The organism is Pseudomonas sp. Soil_N_39 (assembly GCF_057655955.1).
This window is the reverse complement of record NZ_JBDGLI010000006.1, coordinates 41,571-65,353: the sequence shown is the minus strand read 5'-3', so window position 1 is coordinate 65,353 and position 23,783 is coordinate 41,571. Positions and strand designations below refer to the sequence as shown.

The window sequence follows — 23,783 nt, the reverse complement described above, 5'->3', positions numbered from 1 at the left end:
TTGCCGGGCGAACAGACGGAACCTGAGGGTTCCCGCCGGCAAAAAGTTTCTTGGAAGTATGTGGTGACTCATCGGTCACATTTCGGCCGACGGTTTGATTCAAGCAGGGGGTAGACCGTTGCGCAAGTACCTGTCGGAAAATTGTTCGACACTTCTGCCCAGCGGTAGCGGGATCAGATGAGCTGGATTTCTTCAGGGCTCAAGGCGCGGTAGTGGCCCGGCTCGAGATGGTCGTCCAGCGTCAGTGGGCCCATGCGCTCGCGGTGCAGGCGCAGCACCTTGTTGTTGAAGTGGCCGAACATGCGCTTGACCTGGTGGTAGCGCCCTTCAACGATGCTCAAGCGCGCTGATTTTTCCCCCAGCAGCGTCAGCTCTGCCGGTTGGGTGGTGAGGTCTTCGAAGGCGAAATACAGGCCTTGGGCGAAGGTGTCGGCGTATTCGGCGGTGATGGTTTGCTCGGTTTCGACGTAATAGACCTTGGGCAGCTTGGTCTGCGGTTGAGTCAGGCGCCGCGACCAACTGCCGTCATTGGTGATCAGCATCAGCCCGGTGGTGTTGAAATCCAGGCGCCCGGCGATGTGCAGGTCGTCCTTGTCCGGTTCGTTCAACCAGTCGAGGACAGTGGGGTGTTGCGGATCGCGAGTGGCACTGACGCAGCCGGGCGGCTTGTGCAGCATGAAGTAGCGCGCCGGCCGGCCGGCTTGCAGCACTTGGTCGTCGACTTCGACGCGACTGAATTCACGTACCGGTGCATGGGGATCGCTGACGGTCTGGCCGTCGATTCGCACCCGGCGCTCCACCAGCAACAGGCGCACTTGTTGGCGATTGAATCGCGGAAGATTGCTGAGGAAACGGTCGACACGCATGGGCAGTTCAGGCAGGGCAGCGGAGGGTGGGCATCTTACGCGATCGGCTGGGGCTTGGCGCGCAACTGGGCTTCGACCTGGGCGCAACGTGGGCACAGGCAGGACTGATCACGCAGTTCGGCCGGCAATGCTTCAAGCACGGCCGGGTCAATGCTCACGCCGTAACACCAGCAGGCCCTGTCGGCGGTTCGTGGGTCGGCCAGGGTGCAGTCGTTGGTGCCGCCGCAGGCCGGGCAAAGGTCGGGTTTATTCATAACTGGAGTGAGGCTTGTCCACGCAGGTTCGGTTGCACCCGGTCTGCCGGGCGCGTTGTAACGCATGATCGGTCCGCGACAGCAGGCTGTGCAAGGTGTCTTCGTCCTGCAAGGTGGTAAGGCCGAGGCTGACGGTGACCAACAATTGTTTGCCACTGCAGAAATAGCGCTGCTTTTCGATGTGCTGACGAATTTTCTCGGCGATTTTCAGACCGGTCTGGCCGTCGGTGTCCTTGAGCAGGACGACAAAGGCGTCGGCGCTCCAGCGACAGACGATGTCCGAATGCCGCAGGCTTTGGGTCAGGTCGCGGGCGAATCCGGTCAGCAGTTGATCGGTGGCGATATGGCCGTGGGTGGTGTCCAGCCGCTTGAAGTCGTCCAGCTCCACCAGCAGCGCCGTCAAGGGTTTGGGCTCGCGCTGGGCTTCGTGCAGGGCTTGCACGGCCAGCAGGTCGAAGCCACGGCGGTTCGGCAATTCGGTCAGGCTGTCGAGGGTGGCCTGGGCGTCGATGCGTTGCTGGTAGTGGTTGATCAGCCGATAAAGGATGGCCAGGACCGCCAGCGTCACGAGCACGCCGATCAGCAGGTTCACGTACAGCGTCTTGAGAATGTGATCGCGTATCGAGGTATGGGCGGCGTAATAGCCCAGCAACGTAATGATCAGGAAACCTGTACCGAGCAGCGCCACCACCGCCAGGAGCGGCTTGCGCTGGGAATACAACGGCGAACGGAGCGACATGGCGATTCCCTTGGCGCAGACCCAATGAAATCAGTTTAGTGGCCCTGTGGGAAAAGGTGCTCGGATTTGCAGGTTTGCAAAATTGTGGCGAGGGGATTTATCCCCGCTGGGTCGCGAAGCGGCCCCAATGCACTCTGTCTGATATACCGCGCTGACAGGGTTTTGGGGCTGCTGCGCAGCCCAGCGGGGATAAATCCCCTCGCCACAGAGTCCTGTTTACTCAAGGGTAATTAGATAAGCCCGCCATCCCCCCAAATGACTGATGTCTCGTGCGCCTTCCAGGCCATACGATTCACAGATGAATCCGCTTTCCCAGCGTCCATCGGCCAGTTGCACCTTACCCAGCCCCAACGGTGCGGGAATGCCGGTCAGGAACGAGCCCAGTTCGCTGCTCGGCAGCTCCCAGACCTCGACCTCGATCGCCACGCCGCCTTCACGAACCCGAACCATGCCGGGACGCAACGGTGGGCCGCCAGCCAAAGCATAGAGGTGGTAGTCCGCTGAGCTTTGGGTGGCCTCGATCAGCCGGGCGCCGCGTTGCTTGAGCTGCCAGTTCAGCGCCAACCCGTCCAGGTGTGCGCCACACACCACCAGCCGCGCCCGGTCGTGGCGAGCCGGGTGGGCGGGAATGGGCAAGGCCTTGTCCTGTTGACGCTGCAAGGCATCGGCCACGCTCAAGAGGTATTGATCGGTGAAGGCTCGACCGAACAGCGTCACGCCCCAGGGCAAGCCGTTGGCCATGAACGCACTGGGAACGGCGACGGCGGCGTAGTCCAGCAGGTTCATGAAATTGGTGTAGTAACCCAGCTCCGAGTTGCGCAGCACGGGTTCGGCGGTCAGTTCGGCAAGGGTCACCGGGCGGCCGATGGTCGGAGTGAGTACGCAATCAAGTGTGTCCATGGCTCGGTCGCATTGGGCTTTAAGCGCTTGCAAACGGTACCGGGCGCGGAAGGTTTGCACGCCATCTACCGTAGGCGCTTTCGCCAGGACGGCGCGGATGACGGGCAGTACGGCCTCCGGCTCGCGTTCCATCAAGGGGCCGGCAACGCTGTAGCGTTCGGCCACCCACGGACCTTCATAAAGCAGCCGTGCGGCTTCCAGGAACGGCGACAAGTCCAGTTCCACGGCTTCGCCGCCCAGGCGTTCGAGCCGTTCGACGGCGTCCTGAAACAGTTGCGGACCTTCCTGGCAGCCGAAAAATTCCAAGTCCTGCTGGCGCGGCACGCCGAAACGAAAGCGCCGGGGCGCGCCGAACGCGGCGCCGTCGTTCCACTGCGGGTTGTAGCGGCTGTAGTCGTCACCAGGGTCTGGACGGGCCGTCAGCGCCAAGAGCTGGCTGGCTTCCTTGGCCGTCGCCGTGAAGGTCGTGACGCAGTCCAGCGTGCGACAGGCCGGGACCACGCCCGCCGTTGAGATCAACCCCAAAGTGGCCTTCAACCCCACCAGGTTGTTCAACGCCGCGGGCACCCGGCCGGAGCCGGCGGTATCGGTGCCCAAGGCAAAACTCGCTACGCCCAAGGCCACGGCCAGCGACGAACCGGCGCTCGAACCGCCTGCCGGATAGTCGGGCAACACGCTGTTGCGGCAGGCGCCGTAAGGCGAGCGGGTGCCGTTGAGCCCGGTGGCGAATTGGTCGAGGTTGGTCTTGCCCAGGGGAATCGCGCCCAGTGCCAGCAACTGCTCGACAATGGTCGCCGAGCAGGACGGCACGTAGGCAAACGCCGGGCAGGCGGCGGTGGTCGGAATGCCGGCCAGGTCGATGTTGTCCTTGATGGCAAACGGTACGCCGTACAGGGGCAAGCTCTCCAGGTCGCGGCCTTCCAACGCGGCCAGGTAGGGCTCCAGTTCCTCGGCCGTGAGCAGGTGGATGAACAGGTGATAGTCCGTGTTCAGCGCCGCGGCCTTTTCCCGCAGGCCCAACAGTAATTGGCGTGGCGTCAGTTCGCCGCTGCGGTAGGTTGTGCGCAGGTCGTCCAAGCGAAGAGAGAGGTTCATGGTGTTAATCCTTTGATTGAGTTCAGTCACGGTCCAGCACCACGACGCGTTGTCCGGCACGCACCGCCGAACCGGGCTGGACGCGCACCTCGCGCACTACGCCGGCCGAGGGCGCAAGCAGAGGGATTTCCATTTTCATCGACTCCAGGATGACCAGCACATCACCGGCGGCCACCCGCGCACCAACGTCTACCTGCACTTGCCAGAGGTTGCCGGCGATGTGGCTGTCGACGCTCAGTTGACCCTCGGTCAGCAGCGAATCTTCGCTTGGTGCGACGGCCGGTTCTTCACTGTCGAAGTGCGCTTGGCCACTGGCGATCCAGCGCTCGCGCTCGGCGTTGAAGGCGCCTTGTTGCTGTTGTCGGAACGCGGCGATGCTGTCGGCTTCCTGCACCAAAAAACGCTGGTAGTCGGCGAGGTTGAGCTGGCTGTGCTCAATCTTCAGGTCGAAGCGGCCCAGCGGGAACTCACGGCGGTTGTGCAGCAGTTCATCGGCACTGACCGGGTAGAAGCGGATCTGGTCGAAGAACCGCAGCAACCAGGGCTTGCCGTCGAATGCCGCGACCTCCCGATAACGATTCCACATCTGCAACGTACGCCCGACGAACTGATAGCCGCCAGGCCCTTCCATGCCGTACACGCACATGTAGGCGCCGCCGATGCCCACCGAGTTTTCCGCGGTCCAGGTCCGGGCCGGGTTGTATTTGGTGGTCACCAGTCGATGCCGTGGGTCGAGCGGCGTGGCGACCGGCGCGCCGAGGTAGACGTCCCCCAAGCCCATCACCAGATAGCTGGCGTCAAACACCGTGCGTTGCACCTCGTCGAGGTTGGGCAGGTCGTTGATGCGTCGAATGAATTCCAGGTTGCTCGGGCACCAGGGTGCGTCCTTGCGCACGGTGGTCATGTATTTCTCGATGGCCAGCTGGCAGGCCGGATCATCCCAGGACAGCGGCAGGTGGACGATGCGCGACGGCACTTGCAGGTCCTGCGCGGCGCATACGGCGTCCCACTCACCGACGACGATGCTCAGTAGATCGGCCAGGGGCATTTGTTCGGGTTGATAGTGCACTTGCAGCGAGCGAATGCCCGGCGTCAGGTCGATCACGCCGGGCAGTTGTTTGTGTTCCAAAGCCTGCATCAACGCGTGGGCGCGAAAGCGCAGCACCAGGTCCAGTTCGGCGGCGCCGATTTCCAGCAACAGGTGGGTGTCGCCGGCTAATCTCGCCACCAGGCGGGTGTCGTCCTGCCCAATATCCAACACCACAGGCGACCCCATACCCTGTGGGAGCGAGCTTGCTCGCGATAGCGGCGGCACATCCAACCTTGATGAAACTGACAGACCGCTATCGCGAGCAAGCTCGCTCCCACAAGGGGCCCAATTCAAGGCCAGTGAGCGGGCGGTCGATATATCCACCGGCACGAATCGCACCTTGTCCCCGGCCTTGAGCTGCCCTAACTGCCAGAGGTCCGCCTCGATCACCGTCACCGGGCAGACGAACCCCCCCAGGCTCGGGCCGTCGGGGCCGAGGATGACGGGCATGTCGCCGGTGAAGTCCACGGCGCCGATGGCGTAGGGATTGTCATGGATGTTGGAGGGGTGCAGCCCAGCCTCGCCACCGTCGGCGCGAACCCATTCAGGTTTCGGCCCGATCAGGCGCACGCCCGTGCGGCTGGAGTTGAAATGCACTTCCCATGCAGTGTCGAAGAAGGTCTGGATGTAGCGCTCGGTGAAATATTCCGGCGCGCCGTGCGGGCCGTAGATTACGCGGATCTGCCGTTCCGACGGCAACTCCAGGATCGGCGCGTTCTGTTGTGGCAGCGCGGCGTGCTCATCCAGTTCAGTCAGGTGCAGTACATCGCCGGTACACAACGCCCGTCCGCCATGGCCGCCGAACTGACCGAGGGTGAACGTGCTTTTACTGCCCAGGTAATCCGGCACTTGCACGCCGCCTTGCAGGCACAGGTAACTGCGCGCCCCGGCCCCAGCGATGGTGCCGATCGTCAGGGTGGAGCCGGCAGCAATCGACAACGGGGTGTTCATCGGTACGGCTTCACCGTCGAGCGTGAGGGCAATCACCGCGCCGGTCACCGCCACCCGCGCATCGCAGTTGAAGCGCAGCCGCGGCCCGTTCATGGTGATTTCCAACGCCGCGGCACCTTCTTCATTGCCCAGCAGGCGATTGCCCAGGCGCAACGAATGGCTGTCCATCGGTCCCGACGGCGGCACCCCCACGGCCCAATAACCGAGGCGGCCGGGATAGTCCTGGACGCTGGTCTGTGTGCCGGGGCTGAGCACTTCCACGGTGTTGGCGCGGTAGACCAATGCCTCCAGGCAGCGGGTCCAGGGTTGACCGCTGGCAAACGGCGCGTCGAGGAGAATCTGTTGCAGGTAGTGGCGGTTGGTTTCGACGCCGTACAACAAGCTTTCGTCCAGCGCTTGATGCAAGCCCAGCCGCGCTTGCTCACGGGTCGGCGCCCAGCGAATGACCTTGGCGATCATCGGGTCGAAGTAGGGCGGGATCTGGCAACCGGCCTCGACCCAGGTGTCGATGCGCAGTGCTTTGCCGTCGGCCTGCGGAAATTTCACAGCGGTCAGCAGCCCCGGGCTTGGCTGGAAATCCCGGCCTGGATCCTCGGCATACAGGCGTGCCTGGATCGCGTGGCCTTCGGCTTTCAATCCCTGGCCCAGCTCGCTCAGTGGCGGCAGATCACCGGCCGCCAGTTGCACCATCCAGCGCACCAGGTCCACGCCCCACACCTGCTCGGTGACACCGTGCTCCACTTGCAGGCGGGTGTTCACTTCCAGGAAGTAGAAGCGCCCCGCGTCGCTGTCGAACACAAACTCCACGGTGCCGGCGCTGCGGTAGTTCACCGCCTGGGCCAGTTGGATCGCCGCTGCGCAGAGTTCGTCAGCCATGCCTTCGGGCAGGTTCGGCGCCGGGGTTTCCTCGAGGACTTTCTGGTTGCGCCGTTGCACCGAGCAGTCGCGTACGCCCAAGGCGATCACTTGGCCCTGGCCGTCGCCGAATACCTGCACCTCCAGATGCCGCGCGCGTTCGATGTACTTCTCGATGAATACCCCGGCGTCGCTGAAGTTGTTCTGGCCCAGGCGCTTGACCGCTTCGAAGGATTCGCTCAGGTCGGTGGCGCTGCGACACACGCGCATGCCGATGCCGCCGCCGCCCGCGGTACTTTTGAGCATCACCGGATAGCCGAGCTGGGTGCCCGCCAATAGCGCGGCGTCGAGGCTGTCGAGCAGTTCGGTGCCTTCGAGCAGCGGCACGCCGTGTCGACGAGCCAAGTCGCGGGCGGTGTGCTTGAGGCCGAACACACGCAGTTGCTCCGGCGTTGGGCCGATGAAAGCAATATCAGCGGCCTCGCAGGCTTCGGCGAAGGCTGCGTTTTCCGAGAGGAAACCGTAGCCGGGATGGATCGCGGTCGCGCCGCTGCTTTTGGCGATTGCCAGGAGTTTATCCACCGCCAGGTAAGTACCGGCCGCCGCACCATCGCCCAGGCAATAAGCTTCATCGGCCTGCTGGATATGCAAGCTGGCGGCGTCGGCCTGGGAGTACACCGCGACGCCTTTGACCTCCAGCTCGCGCAAGGTCCGCAGGATGCGGCAAGCGATGGCGCCACGGTTGGCGATGAGGATTTTTTCGAACATGGCATTGCCCCCTCAGGCATGCGTGCTGCCTGAACTGGGATGCGGGCCGTCCCGCAGTTTTCGATGGCCAGCGGGGTCGTCCCCGACAGCAAACTTCCAAACACCTTATGTCCCCTGTGGGAGCGAGCTTGCTCGCGATAGCGGCGGCACATCCAACCTTGATGTAACTGACAGATCGCTATCGCGAGCAAGCTCGCTCCCACAGTGGATCAGGGTGTTATTTGAGGCATTGCCCCGACCGGCTCTGGCACAACACAAACAGCCAGCGGCGCAGGCGGCTGAGTTTCAGTTCCATATCAAAAGCTCCGCTGGCGTGGGGTTGTAGGCGTTGCAGGGGTTGTTCAGTTGCGGACAGTTGGAGATCAACACGATCACATCCATCTCGGCCCGCAGGTCGACGTATTTGCCCGGTGCCGAGATCCCATCTTCGAAGGTCAGGCCGCCGTCTGCGGTCACCGGCACGTTCATGAAGAAGTTGATGTTCGGCCCGATGTCGCCCTTGCCCAGCCGACCGTCGTGGGCACAGGCCCGCAGGTAGTTATCGCGGCAGCTGTGCATGTAGCGTTTTTCCAAGGCGTAGCGCACGGTGTTGCTTTCCTGGGCGCAGGCCCCGCCGAGGGTGTCGTGGCGCCCACAGGTGTCTTCGACGATGGTCAGCATTGGCTGGCCGAGGTTGGAGTACAGGACGCTGCCGGTGCTCAGGTACACGCTGTTCTGCCGGCGCAAGGTGCGCTGCACGTCGTAGCGTTCCTTGGGGTTGGCCAGGCTGTAGAACAGCGTATCGACCGCCTGGTTGCCTTCCAGGTCGAGGATGCGCAGGGTCTGGCCCTTCTTGACTTCCGTCAGCCAGGGCTCCCCGGCGGGAATGGTGGCGCGGTAGATAGCGCTTTCAGGCTGCTTTGGTACGGTGGCGATGGCGAGTGACATGGCAGCGATCCTCAGGCGAACAGGCGGTCGGTGTTGATGAAGCCGCGCTGGTTTTCCGGGCGCGACTGGCGGCAGTGCTCGGCGACGCTGGCGTCGGCGTTCATCCAACTGAGCTTGAGCGGTTGCGGGGCGTAGTGCGGGTTCGGGTCCATCGGGTGTTGCAGTGCGGTCAGCACCACCAGGGTGTCCATCGGTGCATAGAGCTCGATGTAGTCGCCGGCCTGGGAGTTGCCTTCAACGAAATGAAAGCCTCCGGCCTCATCGACATCGACTCGGCTGAACAGGTTGAGGGTCATCAGCAGGTCGGACAGGCCCAGCCCCCATTTGCCCAGTTCCACCAGCAGGTTGTCGGTGCCGTTGCGAAAGAAGCCGTTGCGCAGTTCCTGATAGCGGCCCTGACCGTATTTTTCAGCGACCTCTTCGGCGCAGAGCACGCCGCCGAGGCTGTCGCTCCAGCCGCAAGTGTCGGCGGTGATGGCCGCCAGTACTCGACCCATGTCCGAGTACAGGCAATGGCCGGCGGTGAGCTTGGCGGTGTGTTGGCATTTGAGGCTGTCGGGCAGGTTCAGGCGTTCGGTTTTCTCGTTGGCATTGAGCAGCGTCAGGCTCACGTTGGCCCCGCCGCGCAGGTCGGTCAGGCGCAGCAGTTGGCCGCGCTTGAGCACGAAGGAACGGTGGCCGCCACCGGGCAGCAGCTCTTCGGCGAAGGGGGGGAACATAGAGATCGAATCGGTCATGGCAAAACTCCTTTCAAGCGATACGCAACGTGCCGGCCAGTTCGGCGGGCAGGGCGTCGACGGCGGCACGGATGCGGCGGTCGCTGTTCAATGGAATGTCGTAGGTAATGCGTGCGCCATAGGCGCCGGGGGCGTGGGGATCGACACGGACTTTGTCGAACACCAGCAGGCGCGTGCCGAGGCTGAAACCTTCGGACAGGTCATGGGTGACCATGAACACCGTCAGCCGGGTTTCGCGCCACAGCTCAAGCAACAAGGCGTGCATGTCTTTGCGAATGCCCGGGTCGAGGGCGCCAAAGGGCTCGTCCAGCAGCAGGACACGGGGCTTCATGATCAGTGCCTGAGCGATGGCCAGTCGCTGTTGCATGCCCCCGGACAGTTGCGCCGGGTATTTGTCCAGCGCATGGCCCAGGCCGACCTTATCCAGCAGTTGGGCGGCTTCTTCGCGGGTCTGGCGCTTGGCATTGCCGAACAGCCGTCCCAGCAGCGGCGAGCGCGGCAACTCAAGGCCCAGGGCGACGTTGTCCAGAACCGTCAGGTGCGGGAACACCGAGTAGCGCTGGAACACCACGCCCCGGCTGGCATCCGGCTCGCCGGCCAAGGGTTCACCGTCCAGCAGAATCTGTCCGCGACTGGCGCGTTCCTGGCCCAGCAGCAATCGTAGGAAGGTTGACTTGCCGCAACCCGACGCCCCCACCAGTGTGCAGAACTCACCCTCGGCGACCCTCAGGTTCAAACGCTCCAGTACCACCTGATCGGCATACTGTTGCCAGACATTGTTCACGGTGATGAAGCTCATGCCTTCGCCCCCTCGTACCAGGGGAACGCTCGGCGGGTCAGGCGCTTGAGGCCCCAGTCCATCAGCCAGGCGAGCAGGGTGATCCACATCACGTAGGGCAAGATCACGTCCATCGCCAGGTAACGGCGCACCAGGAAAATCCGATAGCCCAACCCGTCGGTGGAGGCGATGGCTTCGGCCGCGATCAGAAACAACCAGGCCGAACCCAGCATCAGCCGCAGGGAAATCAACAGGCGCGGCAGCAGTTGCGGCAGCACCACCCGCAGTATCAACGTCCAGGTCGAAGCGCCGAGGGTCTGGGCCTTGATCAGCAGTTCGGACGGAATTTCCCGGGCGCGCTGTTCCAGGTCGCGAGCCAGGCAGGGGGTGATGCCAATCACGATCAGCATCACTTTTGACAGTTCCCCCAGGCCGAAGACGATGAACAGGATCGGCAGGATGGCCAGCGGCGGCACCATCGACACCACGGTGAGCAGCGGCGACAGCGGTGCGCCAAACAGCGGCAACGTACCGGCGGCAATGCCCAGGCACAGCCCGGCCAGGGCGCTGATACCCAAGCCGATGGCCAGCCGCCGCAGACTCGACGCGGTGTCCTGCCAGAGCAGGTAGTCGCCACTGCGGGCGTCCGCGGTGAAGGCCAGGCGCTTGACCGCATCGGCCATTTGCACGGCGCTGGGCAGCAATTTGTCGTTGGGGTTATCCGTCAACCGTTCGGCCGAGCCCATGAAGTAGGCGAACAACACCAGCGCGAATGGCAGGATCACCAGCAACAAGCGGCTGGGACGATCCGGGTAGCGGTTGATCAGGCGCATGCCAGGTCCTCCGGTTTACAGCTTGGCGTCGGCGGCCAGCTGTACGTAGGTCGGGTCAAAGCGCAGCTTGAGGTTGGCCTTGTCGCCGCGGGTCACGCCATTGGCGAACGCCATGCCGACCGCGTTCGTGTCCTTGGCGCCTTCGCCCAACAAGCCGTGCTGGAACGAGAACTCGGCCACCTTGCCCATGGTCGTGGGCAGTTGCTCGCTGGTGGCGAAGCCCAGGGCTTCCTTGGGCGTGGCGAACAGCTTGGTGGTGTCCAGTTGCGCCTGGAAACCTTTGAGGTCGGTGCCCGAGGCTTTGGCCATGTGTTCCAACGCGGCCTGGCTGGCGGCGTTTTTTGCGTTCATCAGCGCCACCACTTCAAACCAGGCACCGGTCAACGCTTTGCCCAGGGCCGGGTTGTCCTGCAGGGTCTGGGTGTTGACCACCATCATGTCCATGATCTCGCCGGGAACCTGGCTGGAATTGAACACTTCGCTCATGCCAGGCTGGGCCTTGATGTCCGAGAGCATTGGGTTCCAGGTGGTGACGGCCTTGACTTGGTCGGTGTTGAAGGCGGCGGAGATATCGGCATCGGAGGTGTTGACGACTTTCAGATCTTTCTCGGTGAGGCCAACCGAATCCAAGGCGCGGGCCAGCAGGTAATGGGACACCGACAATTCCACCAGATTGACGTCCATGCCCTTGAGGTCAGCGACTTTCTTGCCCTCGCCCTTGAGGACGATGCCGTCGTTGCCGTTGGAGAAATCGCTGACGATCAGCGCGGTGCTGTCTACGCCACCGGCGGCGGGAATGGTGAGGGCATCCATGTTGGTCATGGTGCAGCCGTCGAACTGTCCGGCGGTGTATTGGTTGATGGATTCGACGTAGTCGTTGAGCTGCACGACATCGATCTTGATGCCGTACTTTTTTGCCCATTTGTCGACGATGCCTTGGCTACCGGCGTATTCCCAGGGCATCCAGCCGGCGTAAATGGTCCAGCAGACGCTGAAGTGGTCTTTTTGTGCGGCGGCGGATGAGAAGCTCGCGAGGGCCGAGAGTGCGGCGAGGAGCAGGGCAGACAGACGAAGCTTGAACATGGTGGTTCTCCAGTTGATCAAGGGCGGACAGGAGCAACGCGGCACCGCGAACGGTGGCTTGTCTCCCGGGCTTTTGTCCCGCCGTGTAACCTCAACTGGAGGTCGCCAACTCTCGGACCAGCCACTCGCCAGAAGCGAGCCGGAACCCTAGTCAGCCATTGCAAATTGTGGTGCCGCGAACCTGTGATGACTCCTGCACGGAGTTTGTTAAAGCGAGAGCCGTGCCAATTCCGGCAAAGGCCCGGGCCAGAGGGGGCAAGTGTTGGAAAGGGAGGACTAAGGGCGGATTTGTGCTTATTTGTGGTGCCCTCGCGCACCGGAAGAGGGCGACGAGGGACATGTTTCTAGTTGTTGCCAGGTCGCACCAGATTCCGATTTGGCTGTCTGAGTAGTTGTCAGTCACACAACGTTGACTGCCGCCCATCAGCGTCGCTGATGTGGCCCATCCGCGGTCCAGGAGGCCGCCATGTATCGACGACTGCTGCTCATTGCGTTTCTCGGTTTGACTCTTTCGGCCTGCGTGCCTTATTACGACGGAGATTCGAGCTACTACCGTTCCGAGGTCTACACCTCACCGGCACCGGTCTATTACGGTGGTGGGAGTTATTATTCGGCACCGCGTGGTTATTACGCCCCGCGGTACTACCAATCGGCGCCCCGCTATTACTCGGCACCGCGTTACTACCAGCAAGGCCCACGCTATTACTCGCCACCGCGAGCGGCGTATCGACCTTACCCACACCGGGGCGGCTGGGACGGCCATAACCGGGGCGGCTGGAACGACGACCGACGTGGTCGAGGCGGGCGTGATCATCGGGGACGCGGCGATCATGACCGTGGACGCGGCAATCACGATGGACGGGGCCACCACCGCTGATCTCTGGGCAGAAAAAAAGCGGCGCATTGAGCGCCGTTTTTTTATGCCTGTAATAAACCCGATAGGACAACGCTTGTGGGAGCAAAGCTTGCTCGCGATAGCGGTATGCCAGTCACCGGGAGGCTGACTGATACCCTGTCATCGCGAGCAAGCTTTGCTCCCACAGATGGCACTCTCCAGAATGTCACCCAGATCTTTACTCGTTGGACAGATCCGCCAATGGATGCCGGCCTTCCCAGGCCTTGTGAAAGTGCGCCTCGACCGCCGCTTCAGGCACATGGTTGATGTCCGGCCAATGCCAGTGCGGCTTGTGGTCCTTGTCGATCAATCGCGCCCGCACACCTTCGCTGAACTCCGGATGACGGCAGCAGTTGAGGCTCAGGGTGTATTCCATCCGGAACACACCGGCCAAAGACAAATGTCGGGCCCGGGCGATCTGTTCCCAGACCAGATGAGCGGTCAACGGTGAGCCTTCGGTCATGGTCTTGGCGGCGCGGGCGATCAGTGGATCAGGGTGATCCACCAGCAGGCTGAGGGCTTTCCAGGCGCAGCGCACATCGCTGACATCCAACCACTCATCGATTTTCGGCCGCCGCGGCAGCCATTGGGCTTCGGGCAGTTGGGCGATGGCTTCCTGCTGCAGAGCCTTGAGCAAGCTGTTGAGCTGCATCTCGGTCTGCTCCTGCCAGTTGAGCTGCAGCAGGCCTTCGATCAGGTCGTCTTGTTGTTCATCCAGCAAAAAACGGTCGGCCAGGCCCAGGTCGATGGCGTCCCGGGCATTCATATGGGCACCGGTCAGGCCGAGAAACAGCCCGAGCTTGCCGGGCAGGCGTGACAAGAACCAACTGGCGCCGACATCCGGGTACAGGCCGATGCTGATTTCCGGCATGGCCAGGCGGCTGCTGGGCGTGACGATGCGGGTACTGGCGCCTTGCAGCAGCCCCATGCCACCGCCCAGTACATAACCGTGGCCCCAGCACAGCAAGGGCTTGGGGTAGGTGTGCAGGTTAAAGTCCAAGCGGTATTCGGCCGCGAAGAATTGTGCCGCCAACGGCGGTACCTCGCCGGGATGAGCGCGGCAGGCCTCCACCAGGCTGCGCACTTCACCGCCGGCGCAGAAGGCCTTGGCGCCATTGCCGCGCAACAGCACACAAACGACCTGCGGCTCCCTGGCCCAGGCATCGAGGCGATCACGCAAGGCGTTGATCATGGGCAGGGAAAGAGCGTTCAGGGATTTTTCGGCGTCCAGGGTGGCGATGCCGATACGGGCACCGTCGATGCCGGTGAGTTCTTCGAAGTGCAGATTCATCGTGACCTCGATCAGAAATTTGAATGTTCAGTATGACCGCTGCGTAGGAAAGTGCCGGTTCTGCGTCAGATCAATTGACAAGCCCTGTAGGCTTTCCTAGGGTGCGCCCATTGTTTTTACCGGATGCAACCATGACTGCTGACGACCGTATCAAACTCGAACCGAGCTGGAAGCAGGCACTGCGTGCCGAGTTCGACCAGCCCTACATGGCGGAGTTGCGTGAGTTCCTGCGCAGTGAATACGCCGCCGGCAAGGAGATCTATCCGCCGGCTCCACTGATTTTCAACGCCCTCAATTCCACGCCGCTGGATAAGGTCAAGGTGGTGATTCTCGGCCAAGACCCGTACCACGGTCCAGGCCAGGCCCATGGCTTGTGCTTCTCGGTACAGCCGGGCGTGCCGACACCGCCGTCCCTGGTCAACATCTACAAGGAATTGAAGCGCGATTTGAACATCGATATCCCGAATCACGGCTACCTGCAGAGCTGGGCCGACCAGGGCGTATTGCTGCTCAACACGACCCTGACCGTGGAGCGCGCCAATGCCAACGCCCATGCCAAAAAAGGTTGGCAGCATTTTACTGACAGGATCATTGAAGTCGTCAGCGAACACCAGCCGCACTTGGTGTTCCTGTTGTGGGGCGCCCATGCCCAGAGCAAGCAGAAGCTGATCGATGCGACCAAGCATTTGGTGCTGACTTCGGTCCACCCGTCACCGCTGTCGGCCCACCGAGGTTTCATCGGCTGCGGGCATTTCAGCCGGACCAACAAGTTTCTCCAGCAGCAGGGCGAGACGCCGATCGAGTGGCGGTTGCCGCCGGTTTGATGCGCTAGTCGGGCTGGCCCCATCGCGAGCAAGCTCGCTCCCACATTGATCTTCAGTGGTTACCCGATTTTTGTACGCCGCAAATCCCCTGTGGGAGCGGGCTTGCTCGCGAAAGCGGTGGACCAGCGGCGGTGATGTTGAATGTGCCGGTGCCTTCGCGAGCAAGCTCGCTCCCACATTGATCTTCAGTGGCCACCCGATTTTTGTACGCCGCAAATCCCCTGTGGGAGCGAGCTTGCTCGCGATGAAGGCAACTCGGTTTAAGCGTTTGAACCCGGCCTGCGCGTCCAATACCTGAACAACGGCTCCGCCAGAAACAGCACGAACAGCAACCGCATCACCTGCAACGCCGTCACCAACGGCACCGACAGTTGCAGCGTCTCCGCCGTCAGGCTCATTTCCGCGATGCCGCCGGGCATCATGCCCAGCGTCAACGAACGCAGATCCAGATGGGTCAAGGTGCTCAAGCCTAGGGCTGCAAGCGTGGCAATCAGCATCGTCAACACCGTGCCAACCAACGTGCGGCCCATGAACGACGGTGCCCGACGAAAGAACTGCCGGTTGAAATGACAACCCAACCCGCTGCCGATCAGCCATTGGCCGATCTGGCTGGCGCCGTTCGGCAGGCCAATGTGCAGGTCCCAACCGATGCTGACCGCCGCACTCACCAGCAACGGCCCGAACAACCAGGGATTGGGTTGGCGCAAGCGCTCCCAGACCCAGGCGAGCAGGGCGCCCGCCGGAAACAGGAGCGCCAGCCACAGCCAGTCCACCGTCGTGGCGTGTTGCACCGGCGCACCTTCGCCCAACAGATACTTGAACGCCGCCGGCACGCACAGCACCACCACCAGCACCCGCAGGCTCTGACCCGCCGCGACACGGCTGAGGTCCGCGCCGTTGCGGGCACCGAGGTTGACCATTTCGCCGGAACCGCCCGGCATGCTCGAGAAAAACGCGGTAGCGCGGTCCTCGCCGGTGCGACGCATCAGCCAGACACTCACTACGCTGGACACGCTGGTGATCAGCGCGCCGAAGAAAATCAGGCCGAAGTGGCTCAGGACCTGCTCCATCACCACGGGGGTGAAGTGCAGGCCGATGCCGATGCCCACCACCCATTGGCCGCATTTACGGCCGCCGGGGATTTCCATCAGTTGCCACGGCGTAAGACAGCGCACCAGGATGATCGCCAGCAACGAGCCGACCATCCAGGGCAAAGGCCAGCCGATCAGGCTGGCCAGGTAACCGCCGGCCAGGCCGACCAGCGGTGTTCCCCACCAATGTCTGAAGGTCGCCTCAGACATTGGCCAGGGCACGACGCTGAGCACTGCGACGACGCCAGATGCGCAGCAGAGGAAGGAGCAACATGATCGCCGTCAGGATCCAGCAGCCGAAGGTGATCGGGCTCGACCAGAGGATCTCCAGCGCACCGTTGGAGATCGACAGCGCACGCCGTAGGTTCTGCTCCATCAGCCCACCGAGGATGAAGCCCAGCAGCACAGGCGACAGCGGGAAGTCCAACTTGCGCAGGATGTAGCCGAAGATACCGATGCCGATCATCAGGAACAGGTCGAAGGTGGTGGCATGCACCGCATAGACACCGATCCCGGTGATGATCGCGATGACTGGCACCAATGCCCAGTTCGGCACCGCCAGGATGCGGGTGAAGACACGGATCATCGGAATGTTGAGGATCACCAGCATGATGTTGGCGACGAACAACGATGCGATCAGGCCCCAGACGATGTCCGGCTGTTGCTGGAACAGCAAGGGACCCGGGGTGATGTTGTACAGCGACAGCGCGCCGATCATCACCGCTGTGGTGCCCGAGCCGGGAACGCCGAGGGTCAGCATCGGCACGAGTGCGCCGCAGGCTGCGCCGCCGATGGCGGTTTCCGGCGCCGCTAGACCACGCTTGTCGCCCTGGCCGAACGTGCCACTGGTGCCGGCGATGCGTTTTTCAGTCATGTAGGCCACGGCACTGGCCAGGGTTGCGCCCGCGCCAGGCAATACGCCCATGATGAAACCGAGCACGCCACAGCGGATGTTCACCCAGAACACCGAGGCCGCTTCCTTGATGTTGAACATCATCCGCCCGGTGGCTTCCACCGCTTCCTGGCCGCGATGGGTTTTCTCCAGCAGCAACAGGATTTCACTGATGGAGAACAAGCCCAGCACCAGCACGACGAACTGAATCCCGTCGGTCAGGTGGATGTTGTCACCGGTAAAGCGGTAGACGCCGCTGTTGGCATCGATCCCGACACTGGACAGGAACAGGCCGATCAGCGCCGCGATGAACGTCTTGAGCGGTCGGTCGCCGGCCATGCCGCCGAGACAGACAATGGCGAACACCATCAGGACGAAGTATTCCGCCGGCCCGAACGCAATCGCCCATTTGGCCAGCAGCGGTGCGAACAACACCATGCCGCAGGTGGCGATGAACGCGCCGATGAACGAACTCCACGCTGACAGCGACAACGCCACCCCGGCCAGGCCCTGACGGGCCATCGGGTAGCCGTCGAGGGTGGTCATCACGGTGGAGGCTTCACCGGGGATGTTGAGCAGGATCGAGCTGATGCGTCCGCCGTATTCGCAACCCAGGTACACCGCCGCCAGCAGAATCAGCGCCGATTCCGGCGGCAGCCCCAGCGCGAAGGCGATCGGGATCAGCAGCGCCACGCCGTTGATCGGGCCCAGGCCCGGCAGCAGGCCGACCACGGTGCCGATCAGGGTGCCGGTCAGTGCCGTGACGAGGTTGTAGGGGGTCAGTGCAACGCCAAAACCCTGGCCGAGATAATTCAGGGTATCCATATCAATTCTCCAGGACGTCGAGCAGGCCCAGGGGCAGCGGCACGTCCATCAGCTTGTCGAACAACAGATAAAGACCGATGGCCATCAGGCTGATGATCACCACGCTCGGTACCCAGCGACCGCCATACAGGCGCGCCATCGGCACACCGATCAGGATGCTGGCGACGATGAAGCCCAGGGGTTCGAAGGTCCCGGCGAAGACCAGCAACAGCACCACGCAAATGCCGATCTTCTGCAGGGTTTCGCGGTCCAGTTGCGGGTCGTCGTCGCTGTGCACGACGGGCGTAGGGCGAAACAGCATGTACAGCAGCGCCAGGCCCATCAGTCCCAGGATCAATAATGGAAAGGCGCGCGGGCCGACCGGTTCATAGGAAAAGGCGGCCTGATACGGCCAGGCCATCAGCGCCAGGCCGATACAAACCAGCAGCAGCACCGCGGCAAAAATACGTTGGATGGTGAGCATGACTAACTCCTGGGCGGCGCTGACAGTACCAGCGCCGCCGCGAGAACAGAGACGGTTACTGGATCAGGCCGAACTCTTTGGCCAGCACCTTGTAATCAGCCACTTGCTTCTTCACGTAGGTGTCCAGTTCCGGGCCGGTCATGGCGAACGGGAACAGCTCGCGCTGGTCACGCAGCTTGGCGAACTCTTCGGAAGCCAGCAGTTTGTCGAAGGCGTCTTTCCACCAGGCGTAGTCTTCATCGCTGACCTTCGGCCCGAGATAGAAGCCGCGAACCACCGGCCAGAGGATGTCGTAGCCTTGTTCACGGGCCGTCGGAATGTCTTTCATTTCCGGCTCGTCCAGGCGTTTATCGGAGAACACCGCCAACAGGCGCATGTCACCACTCTGGATGTGCGGCATGGAGTCGGAGATGTCGGTACTGCCCACTTGGATATGGCCACCGAGCAGGGCCGTGGCGATTTCACCGCCGCCTTCAAGCGCCACGTAGCGCAGTTTGCGCGGATCGATGCCTGCAGCCTTGGCGATCAACGCGGTTTGCATCCAGTCCTGGCTGCCCACGGTGCCACCGGAACCGATTACCACGGAGCCCGGATCTTTCTTCAGGGCCTGTACCAGGTCATCGAGATTCTTGTAGGGCGAGTCGCTCTTCACTGCAATGGCACCATAGCTGGTGCCAACGGCGGCCAGCCAGCGCACGGCGTTTTCATCGAAGCGGCCGAACTTGCCTTGGGCCAGGTTCAACAACGAACCGCTGGACCAGGCCACCAGAGTGCCGGCATCGGCCGGGCGCTGTGCAACCACTGCGTTGTAGGCCACCGCGCCGACGCCGCCAGGCATGTACGTCACGCGCATGGGTTTGGTCAGCAGCTTCTGGTTGACCAGTGCGCTTTGCACCAGTTTGCATGTCAGGTCGAAACCGCCGCCCGGGGCGGCCGGGGCGATGCATTCGGGACGCTTGGGTTCTTTGGATGGATCAGCGGCGAGCAACTGCCCGGCGAACATCAGGCATCCGGCTGCCAAGGCTACTTTACGCAGTGATAGATTCATTGTCGTCTCCACAGGAGTTGTTGTTGTGTGTGGTGAAATTTGTCGTTGACGGATTCCCGCCCCCGGTCATCGCTGATGATCGGCGCAGGTCGTTATCGGAATTGAATGCGTGGTGGCACCGCTCAGGGCGGTCTGATTGAAGCGAGAAGGGCGAGCAGGCGCTGGGGCCTGGAGCTGCATGGACGGCATGGTGAATACTCCGCTTTTATTTTTCTTATAGGGCGAAAACGCTTCGAGGCATTTTTCGTTCGCGATGGGGCGTCGCGGCGGGCAGTCGAAACTATCCGTAAAGGGACTCTAATGGCCCAACCTTTCGCTAACCTTTCAAAAGCTTTCAAAATGTTTTTTGCCTCCACAGCGACGGATGCGGCTGTAAACTCCGCGCCAAAGAATGGCGTCGACCATCCCTGAATCGAGGAATAACCCATGCGTGTTCTGCTCGTCGAAGACCATCTGCAGCTCGCCGAAAGCGTTGCCCAAGCGCTCAAGAGCACCGGTTTGACCGTGGACGTGCTGCACGACGGTGTCGCGGCCGACCTGGCCTTGAGCAGCGAGGAATACGCTGTGGCGGTGCTCGATGTCGGGCTGCCGCGCATGGACGGTTTCGAGGTGCTGGCGCGCCTGCGGGCGCGCGGCAAGACCTTGCCAGTACTGATGTTGACCGCCCGCAGCGACGTCAAGGACCGCGTCCATGGCCTCAACCTCGGTGCCGACGATTACCTGGCCAAGCCATTCGAGCTCACTGAACTGGAGGCCCGGGTAAAGGCCCTATTGCGCCGTAGCGTACTGGGCGGCGAGCGCCAGCAGCGATGTGGTGGACTGGTCTATGACCTGGACACCCGCCGCTTCACCCTCGACGATGAATTGCTGACCCTGACATCCCGCGAGCAAGCCGTGCTGGAAGCGTTGATTGCCCGACCCGGACGGGTGATGAGCAAGGAACAACTGGCGGCCCAGGTGTTCGGCCTGGACGAAGAAGCCAGCCCCGACGCCATCGAAATCTACGTCCACCGCCTGCGCAAGAAACTCGACGGCCATGCGGTGGCGATCGTGACGTTCCGCGGCTTGGGCTACCTGCTGGAAAACCGCAATGCATAAGCCCGACAGCCTGCGCTGGCGGCTGCTTCGGAACTTGGCACTGCTGCTGGTGGTATTGATGCTTGCAAGCGGTTTGAGCGCCTATTGGAACGGTCGCGAGGCTGCCGACACTGCCTACGATCGGACCCTGCTGGCCTCGGCCCGGACCATTGCCGCGGGCTTGTCCCAGCGCGACGGTAGCCTCAGCGCGGATGTGCCCTACGTGGCCCTGGACACCTTTGCCTACGACAGCGCCGGACGCATTTATTACCAAGTCAATGACATCGACAAGAAGTTGATTTCCGGTTACGAAAACCTCCCCGGTCCGCCCCCGGGAACGCCACGCACGGATGATTACCCCGCCCTGGCGCGCTTCTACAACGCCCAATATCAGGGGCAGAACGTGCGGGTGGTAAGCCTGCTCAAGGCGGTCAGCGAGCCGAACATGAACGGCATGGCGGAAATTCGCGTGGCAGAGACCGAAGAGGCGCGGGTCAGCATGGCCCGCGGGCTGATGGCCGACACGCTGTTGCGCCTGGGCATGCTGGCCGTGGGCGCGCTGCTGTTGGTGTGGTTTGCGGTCAGTGCGGCGTTGCGCCCGTTGGAGCGCTTGCGCACGGCGGTGGAGGAGCGCCAGCCGGACGATCTGCGGCCGCTGCCGTTGGTGGAGGTGCAACACGAATTATGGCCGTTGGTGCGGGCCCTCAACCATTTCACCGAGCGCCTGCGCGGGCAGTTCGAACGCCAGGCGCAGTTCATTGCCGATGCCGCCCATGAACTGCGCACGCCCTTGGCCGCGCTCAAGGCGCGCCTGGAGCTGGGCTTGCGTGCCAGCGAGCCGGCGACCTGGCGTGAAACCCTGGAAACCGCGGCCCAGGGGACCGATCGATTGACTCACCTGGCCAACCAGTTGCTGTCCCTGGCGCGAGTGGAAAATGGTGCCCGGGCGATTGCCGAAGGCGGCGCGCAGTTGCTTGACCTCAGTCAGTTGGCCCGAGAGTTGGGCATGGCCATGGCCCCGCTGGCCCATGCCCGAGGCGTGGCGCTGGCCCTGGAAGCCGACGAGCCGGTATGGCTGCGGGGCGAGCCGACCTTGTTGAACGAGCTGTTGAGCAATCTGGTGGACAACGCCCTGGCCCATACCCCATCGGGCGGCAATGTGATCCTGCGGGTGTCTGCACCGGCCGTGCTGGAGGTCGAGGACGATGGGCCCGGCATTCCCTTGCATGAACGCGACCGGGTGTTCGAGCGGTTCTATCGACGCAACCAGCAAGTGGCCGGTTCGGGACTGGGGTTGGCGATCGTCGGCGAAATCTGCCGCGCTCATCTGGCGCAGATCACTTTGCACGACGGGGAGGTGCGCGGGTTGAAGGTGCGGGTGAGTTTTATTCCAGGCGCAGACTGATTCTGTGGGAGCAAGGCTTGCCCGCGATGATGGCGACACGGTCTTTATACGAGGCGCCTGTTTCGCGAGCAAGCTTTGCTCCCACAAATCCTGTTGCCACAGGTCGCAGATTCAGGCCTGACTACGAGTTCGTAGGTGTCCGACCTGCTTAATAGAACATCGCCCGCGCTTCTTCAATATCCGCGCAGCGGGCCTTGTTCTCCGGGTCGATGCCCAGTTTCTTGAAGGCCGGGACGCCGAATACGTCAATCTTGCTCAGAGGATGGTCGGTGTCCTTGTAGCAATACAGCGCCGCGACCTGCACCAGGTCGACATAATCGATTTGCTTGGAGTCGCGGTCGAAATCCAGATACAACCCCGGCAGCTTCACCAACCGCTCCGGAAACTCCCAGACACTGAGTAACTTGTCCCCCAGTATCGGGTGAATCGTCTCGATGACGTGATTGAGGCTGACCGGGTCCGACAGCAACTCATTGTTGTCCTGTGCATACGTGAGGATCGGCAGTACGCCGATCTGATGCACCAACCCACCCAATGCGGCCTGGTCGGGCTTGAGTTGGGTGTAACCACGACACAATGCATAGCTGACGCCGGCGATCTCCAGGCTTTTGCGCCAGACTTCGCGCATCTTCAGTTCCACCACTTCGGAGCGGGCGTGGAAAATCTGCTCCATCACCAGACCAATGGCCAGATTGCTGCTGTAGTTGACGCCCAGCCGAGTGATGGCCGTGTGCAGGTCAGTGACTTCCTGGGTGGCGCGCAGCAGTGGGCTGTTGACCACTTTTATCAGGCGTGCCGAGAGGGCCGTATCGCGGCCGATCACTTTGCTCAGGTTACTGACACTGATTTCCGGGTCTTCGGCGGCCCGGCGAATCTGCATGGCCACTTCCGGTAATGTTGGCAGAACCAAGTCATCGTTATCGATGGCCTGCACCAAATCCCGTTGGACCTTATCCGCCAAATCGCTCATTTCGGTTCTCTAGGGTGTTGCGACAAATGCTGCGATCAGCGCTGGATTTCGCGGTCGCGGTCCAGTTCGTAAGGCAGGTCCAACAATTGAAGGCGAGGGCCTTCCAAGGCACCGAGGTGCAAATTGTCGTCTTCTGCTGCTTCGGCCTGCAATACCGCCAGCAGTTCAATGTTTCCCTCGCCACGAGCGGCAATCACCACTTCGCCGATGGAACTGCCGTGCGTGGGGGAGAACAGCGCCGTGCCGGGTTCCGGCAGTTCGCTGGCGTCCAGTTGCAGGCGATACAGGCGACGCTTGAGCTTGCCCAAGTATTGCATGCGGGCAACGATTTCCTGCCCGGTGTAGCAGCCTTTCTTGAAACTGACGCCGCCGACGGCTTGCAGGTTGAGCATCTGTGGAATGAACAGTTCGCGGGTGGCCGGCATGACCTGGCCGATCCCGGCACGGATCTGGCCCAGCAGCCAGGGGTTCAGGTCTGCCTCGGCCAGTTCTGCGCCCAGGCGGGTCCGCAGTGCCTGTGCCTGTTCGGCGGGTGCCCACAACTCGGCGCGGTCGGGAGACACACGGATGGCGATCAAGGCTTCATGGCGCGCCACGCTGTCGGTGTCGCTCGGCAGTTCGAGGCCCAGGCCGGCCAAGGTCTTGTCGGCGTTTTCCAGGCCGAAGCGAACCCAGGCTGCGCTTTCGTCGGTGAGCTTGGATTTGGAGAACACAGCATATTTTTTCAGGTCCGCCAGTTGCGGTTCGAGCAGTTCGGTGGCCATGGACATCAATACACCATCGCCTTGGAGCAGGATGCGGAAACTCGATTGCATCCGGCCTTTCTGCGTGCAGCGGGCGCCGAGGCTGGCTCGGCTGTCGTTCAGGTACTCGAGGTTGCAAGTCAATTGGCCTTGCAGGAATTTGCTGGCATCCACGCCGCGGACCGCGAGGACGCCTTCGTGGGACAGGGTGCAGAAAAAAGCGAAATCAGCCATGGGTCATCGCAGGGTAAAAAGTCTGGTAGACATCATAAGGGGACGCCCTTGAAATGGGTAGTTCACAAAGGATCTGTGGTGCCTGACCAAAGCGGTCTGTTGCGCTGTGGCGAGGCCTGTATACTTGCGCTCTATTTGAGGAGCGCTCC

At 62.3% G+C, this 23,783-nt stretch carries 20 protein-coding genes, 1 pseudogene and 1 riboswitch; of the genes and pseudogenes, 4 read left to right on the top strand and 17 right to left on the bottom strand.

All coding sequences use genetic code 11. From position 1 onward, the window contains the following. Nucleotides 1-173 precede the first annotated feature (173 nt). The 10 genes and pseudogenes from AC3A5O_RS11050 to AC3A5O_RS11005 form a co-directional block, all read right to left on the bottom strand. Entirely contained in the window at nt 174-866 is a 693-nt protein-coding gene (locus AC3A5O_RS11050) for a pseudouridine synthase (protein WP_122566051.1), read from the bottom strand. A 35-nt stretch (nt 867-901) separates the two neighbouring features. After that, on the bottom strand, nt 902-1,120 hold the full coding sequence (locus AC3A5O_RS11045; RefSeq protein ID WP_122566052.1) for a cysteine-rich CWC family protein: 219 nt from the start codon (nt 1,118-1,120) through the stop codon (nt 902-904). Then, nucleotides 1,113-1,730, bottom strand: a pseudogene (locus AC3A5O_RS11040) (GGDEF domain-containing protein); the annotation flags it as partial. The pseudogene AC3A5O_RS11040 and the gene AC3A5O_RS11045, both read right to left, overlap by 8 nt. 345 nt (nt 1,731-2,075) lie before the next feature. Continuing rightward, entirely contained in the window at nt 2,076-3,854 is a 1,779-nt protein-coding gene (gene atzF / locus AC3A5O_RS11035) for an allophanate hydrolase (RefSeq protein ID WP_487753181.1), read from the bottom strand. Between the two features lie 22 nt (nt 3,855-3,876). Next, entirely contained in the window at nt 3,877-7,518 is a 3,642-nt protein-coding gene (gene uca, locus AC3A5O_RS11030; protein ID WP_487753180.1) for an urea carboxylase, read from the bottom strand. 285 nt (nt 7,519-7,803) lie between these two features. After that, nucleotides 7,804-8,445, bottom strand: coding sequence for an urea amidolyase associated protein UAAP2 (locus tag AC3A5O_RS11025; protein ID WP_122566056.1), 642 nt, complete (start codon nt 8,443-8,445; stop codon nt 7,804-7,806). Nucleotides 8,446-8,456: 11 nt separating this feature from the next. After that, complete coding sequence (locus tag AC3A5O_RS11020; protein ID WP_305470112.1) at nt 8,457-9,182, bottom strand: urea amidolyase associated protein UAAP1; 726 nt, start codon at nt 9,180-9,182, stop codon at nt 8,457-8,459. A gap of 13 nt (nt 9,183-9,195) precedes the next feature. Beyond that, nucleotides 9,196-9,981 (bottom strand): ABC transporter ATP-binding protein, encoded by a 786-nt coding sequence (locus tag AC3A5O_RS11015; protein ID WP_122566058.1) that lies wholly within the window; start codon nt 9,979-9,981, stop codon nt 9,196-9,198. Beyond that, nucleotides 9,978-10,793 (bottom strand): ABC transporter permease, encoded by an 816-nt coding sequence (locus tag AC3A5O_RS11010; RefSeq protein WP_122566059.1) that lies wholly within the window; start codon nt 10,791-10,793, stop codon nt 9,978-9,980. Before AC3A5O_RS11010 ends, AC3A5O_RS11015 begins: the two co-directional genes overlap by 4 nt. Before the next feature lie 15 nt (nt 10,794-10,808). Next, nucleotides 10,809-11,876 carry a putative urea ABC transporter substrate-binding protein gene (locus AC3A5O_RS11005; RefSeq protein WP_305470115.1) on the bottom strand — a complete coding sequence of 356 codons (1,068 nt, stop codon included), beginning with the start codon at nt 11,874-11,876 and terminating at the stop codon, nt 10,809-10,811. Between the two features lie 60 nt (nt 11,877-11,936). Beyond that, a riboswitch (guanidine-I (ykkC/yxkD leader) is annotated at nt 11,937-12,038 on the bottom strand. A gap of 304 nt (nt 12,039-12,342) precedes the next feature. On the opposite strand from AC3A5O_RS11005, the gene AC3A5O_RS11000 reads away from it, so the two are divergent. Continuing rightward, the gene (locus AC3A5O_RS11000) at nt 12,343-12,753 is read left to right on the top strand and encodes a hypothetical protein (RefSeq protein ID WP_122566061.1); all 411 of its coding nucleotides are present in this window, start codon (nt 12,343-12,345) and stop codon (nt 12,751-12,753) included. 196 nt (nt 12,754-12,949) lie between these two features. Here the strand turns inward: AC3A5O_RS11000 and AC3A5O_RS10995 are convergent, their stop codons facing one another. Beyond that, nucleotides 12,950-14,062: an enoyl-CoA hydratase/isomerase family protein gene (locus AC3A5O_RS10995; RefSeq protein WP_305470117.1), complete on the bottom strand. Its 1,113-nt coding sequence runs from the start codon at nt 14,060-14,062 to the stop codon at nt 12,950-12,952. Between the two features lie 131 nt (nt 14,063-14,193). Here AC3A5O_RS10995 and ung point away from each other — a divergent pair, with 131 nt between their 5' ends. Beyond that, on the top strand, nt 14,194-14,886 hold the full coding sequence (gene ung / locus AC3A5O_RS10990) for a uracil-DNA glycosylase (protein ID WP_305482946.1): 693 nt from the start codon (nt 14,194-14,196) through the stop codon (nt 14,884-14,886). A gap of 260 nt (nt 14,887-15,146) precedes the next feature. Here the strand turns inward: ung and AC3A5O_RS10985 are convergent, their stop codons facing one another. Genes AC3A5O_RS10985 through AC3A5O_RS10970 form a run of 4 tightly spaced genes read right to left on the bottom strand, consistent with a single transcriptional unit; the run spans nt 15,147 to nt 19,205 of the window. After that, nucleotides 15,147-16,187, bottom strand: coding sequence for an AbrB family transcriptional regulator (locus tag AC3A5O_RS10985; RefSeq protein ID WP_122566063.1), 1,041 nt, complete (start codon nt 16,185-16,187; stop codon nt 15,147-15,149). Then, nucleotides 16,180-17,694, bottom strand: a complete 1,515-nt coding sequence (locus tag AC3A5O_RS10980) for a tripartite tricarboxylate transporter permease (protein WP_305470119.1) — start codon at nt 17,692-17,694, stop codon at nt 16,180-16,182. Before AC3A5O_RS10980 ends, AC3A5O_RS10985 begins: the two co-directional genes overlap by 8 nt. A gap of 1 nt (nt 17,695) precedes the next feature. Beyond that, nucleotides 17,696-18,157, bottom strand: a complete 462-nt coding sequence (locus AC3A5O_RS10975; RefSeq protein ID WP_122566065.1) for a tripartite tricarboxylate transporter TctB family protein — start codon at nt 18,155-18,157, stop codon at nt 17,696-17,698. A gap of 55 nt (nt 18,158-18,212) precedes the next feature. Beyond that, a complete protein-coding gene (locus AC3A5O_RS10970; RefSeq protein ID WP_122566066.1) occupies nt 18,213-19,205 on the bottom strand; it encodes a Bug family tripartite tricarboxylate transporter substrate binding protein in 993 nt (330 codons plus the stop codon). Nucleotides 19,206-19,631: 426 nt separating this feature from the next. Here AC3A5O_RS10970 and AC3A5O_RS10965 point away from each other — a divergent pair, with 426 nt between their 5' ends. After that, on the top strand, nt 19,632-20,303 hold the full coding sequence (locus tag AC3A5O_RS10965; protein ID WP_003198779.1) for a response regulator: 672 nt from the start codon (nt 19,632-19,634) through the stop codon (nt 20,301-20,303). Next, nucleotides 20,296-21,687 (top strand): sensor histidine kinase, encoded by a 1,392-nt coding sequence (locus AC3A5O_RS10960; RefSeq protein ID WP_122566067.1) that lies wholly within the window; start codon nt 20,296-20,298, stop codon nt 21,685-21,687. The genes AC3A5O_RS10965 and AC3A5O_RS10960 overlap by 8 nt, the downstream gene beginning before the upstream one ends. 148 nt (nt 21,688-21,835) lie before the next feature. Here AC3A5O_RS10960 and AC3A5O_RS10955 read toward each other — a convergent pair whose 3' ends face one another. Together AC3A5O_RS10955 and ygfZ are read right to left on the bottom strand one after the other, a co-directional pair. After that, nucleotides 21,836-22,657 carry an HDOD domain-containing protein gene (locus tag AC3A5O_RS10955; protein WP_487753179.1) on the bottom strand — a complete coding sequence of 274 codons (822 nt, stop codon included), beginning with the start codon at nt 22,655-22,657 and terminating at the stop codon, nt 21,836-21,838. Nucleotides 22,658-22,692: 35 nt separating this feature from the next. Beyond that, complete coding sequence (gene ygfZ, locus AC3A5O_RS10950) at nt 22,693-23,634, bottom strand: CAF17-like 4Fe-4S cluster assembly/insertion protein YgfZ (protein WP_487753178.1); 942 nt, start codon at nt 23,632-23,634, stop codon at nt 22,693-22,695. Between the last annotated feature and the right edge of the window lie 149 nt (nt 23,635-23,783).

What these genes read in the sequence shown, in the direction of transcription:
- AC3A5O_RS11050 (WP_122566051.1), bottom strand. Translation starts at nt 866, where the DNA reads ATGCGTGTCGACCGTTTCCTCAGCAATCTTCCGCGATTCAATCGCCAA.
- AC3A5O_RS11045 (WP_122566052.1), bottom strand. Translation starts at nt 1,120, where the DNA reads ATGAATAAACCCGACCTTTGCCCGGCCTGCGGCGGCACCAACGACTGC.
- atzF (WP_487753181.1), bottom strand. Translation starts at nt 3,854, where the DNA reads ATGAACCTCTCTCTTCGCTTGGACGACCTGCGCACAACCTACCGCAGC.
- uca (WP_487753180.1), bottom strand. Translation starts at nt 7,518, where the DNA reads ATGTTCGAAAAAATCCTCATCGCCAACCGTGGCGCCATCGCTTGCCGC.
- AC3A5O_RS11025 (WP_122566056.1), bottom strand. Translation starts at nt 8,445, where the DNA reads ATGTCACTCGCCATCGCCACCGTACCAAAGCAGCCTGAAAGCGCTATC.
- AC3A5O_RS11020 (WP_305470112.1), bottom strand. Translation starts at nt 9,182, where the DNA reads ATGACCGATTCGATCTCTATGTTCCCCCCCTTCGCCGAAGAGCTGCTG.
- AC3A5O_RS11015 (WP_122566058.1), bottom strand. Translation starts at nt 9,981, where the DNA reads ATGAGCTTCATCACCGTGAACAATGTCTGGCAACAGTATGCCGATCAG.
- AC3A5O_RS11010 (WP_122566059.1), bottom strand. Translation starts at nt 10,793, where the DNA reads ATGCGCCTGATCAACCGCTACCCGGATCGTCCCAGCCGCTTGTTGCTG.
- AC3A5O_RS11005 (WP_305470115.1), bottom strand. Translation starts at nt 11,876, where the DNA reads ATGTTCAAGCTTCGTCTGTCTGCCCTGCTCCTCGCCGCACTCTCGGCC.
- AC3A5O_RS11000 (WP_122566061.1), top strand. Translation starts at nt 12,343, where the DNA reads ATGTATCGACGACTGCTGCTCATTGCGTTTCTCGGTTTGACTCTTTCG.
- AC3A5O_RS10995 (WP_305470117.1), bottom strand. Translation starts at nt 14,062, where the DNA reads ATGAATCTGCACTTCGAAGAACTCACCGGCATCGACGGTGCCCGTATC.
- ung (WP_305482946.1), top strand. Translation starts at nt 14,194, where the DNA reads ATGACTGCTGACGACCGTATCAAACTCGAACCGAGCTGGAAGCAGGCA.
- AC3A5O_RS10985 (WP_122566063.1), bottom strand. Translation starts at nt 16,187, where the DNA reads ATGTCTGAGGCGACCTTCAGACATTGGTGGGGAACACCGCTGGTCGGC.
- AC3A5O_RS10980 (WP_305470119.1), bottom strand. Translation starts at nt 17,694, where the DNA reads ATGGATACCCTGAATTATCTCGGCCAGGGTTTTGGCGTTGCACTGACC.
- AC3A5O_RS10975 (WP_122566065.1), bottom strand. Translation starts at nt 18,157, where the DNA reads ATGCTCACCATCCAACGTATTTTTGCCGCGGTGCTGCTGCTGGTTTGT.
- AC3A5O_RS10970 (WP_122566066.1), bottom strand. Translation starts at nt 19,205, where the DNA reads ATGAATCTATCACTGCGTAAAGTAGCCTTGGCAGCCGGATGCCTGATG.
- AC3A5O_RS10965 (WP_003198779.1), top strand. Translation starts at nt 19,632, where the DNA reads ATGCGTGTTCTGCTCGTCGAAGACCATCTGCAGCTCGCCGAAAGCGTT.
- AC3A5O_RS10960 (WP_122566067.1), top strand. Translation starts at nt 20,296, where the DNA reads ATGCATAAGCCCGACAGCCTGCGCTGGCGGCTGCTTCGGAACTTGGCA.
- AC3A5O_RS10955 (WP_487753179.1), bottom strand. Translation starts at nt 22,657, where the DNA reads ATGAGCGATTTGGCGGATAAGGTCCAACGGGATTTGGTGCAGGCCATC.
- ygfZ (WP_487753178.1), bottom strand. Translation starts at nt 23,634, where the DNA reads ATGGCTGATTTCGCTTTTTTCTGCACCCTGTCCCACGAAGGCGTCCTC.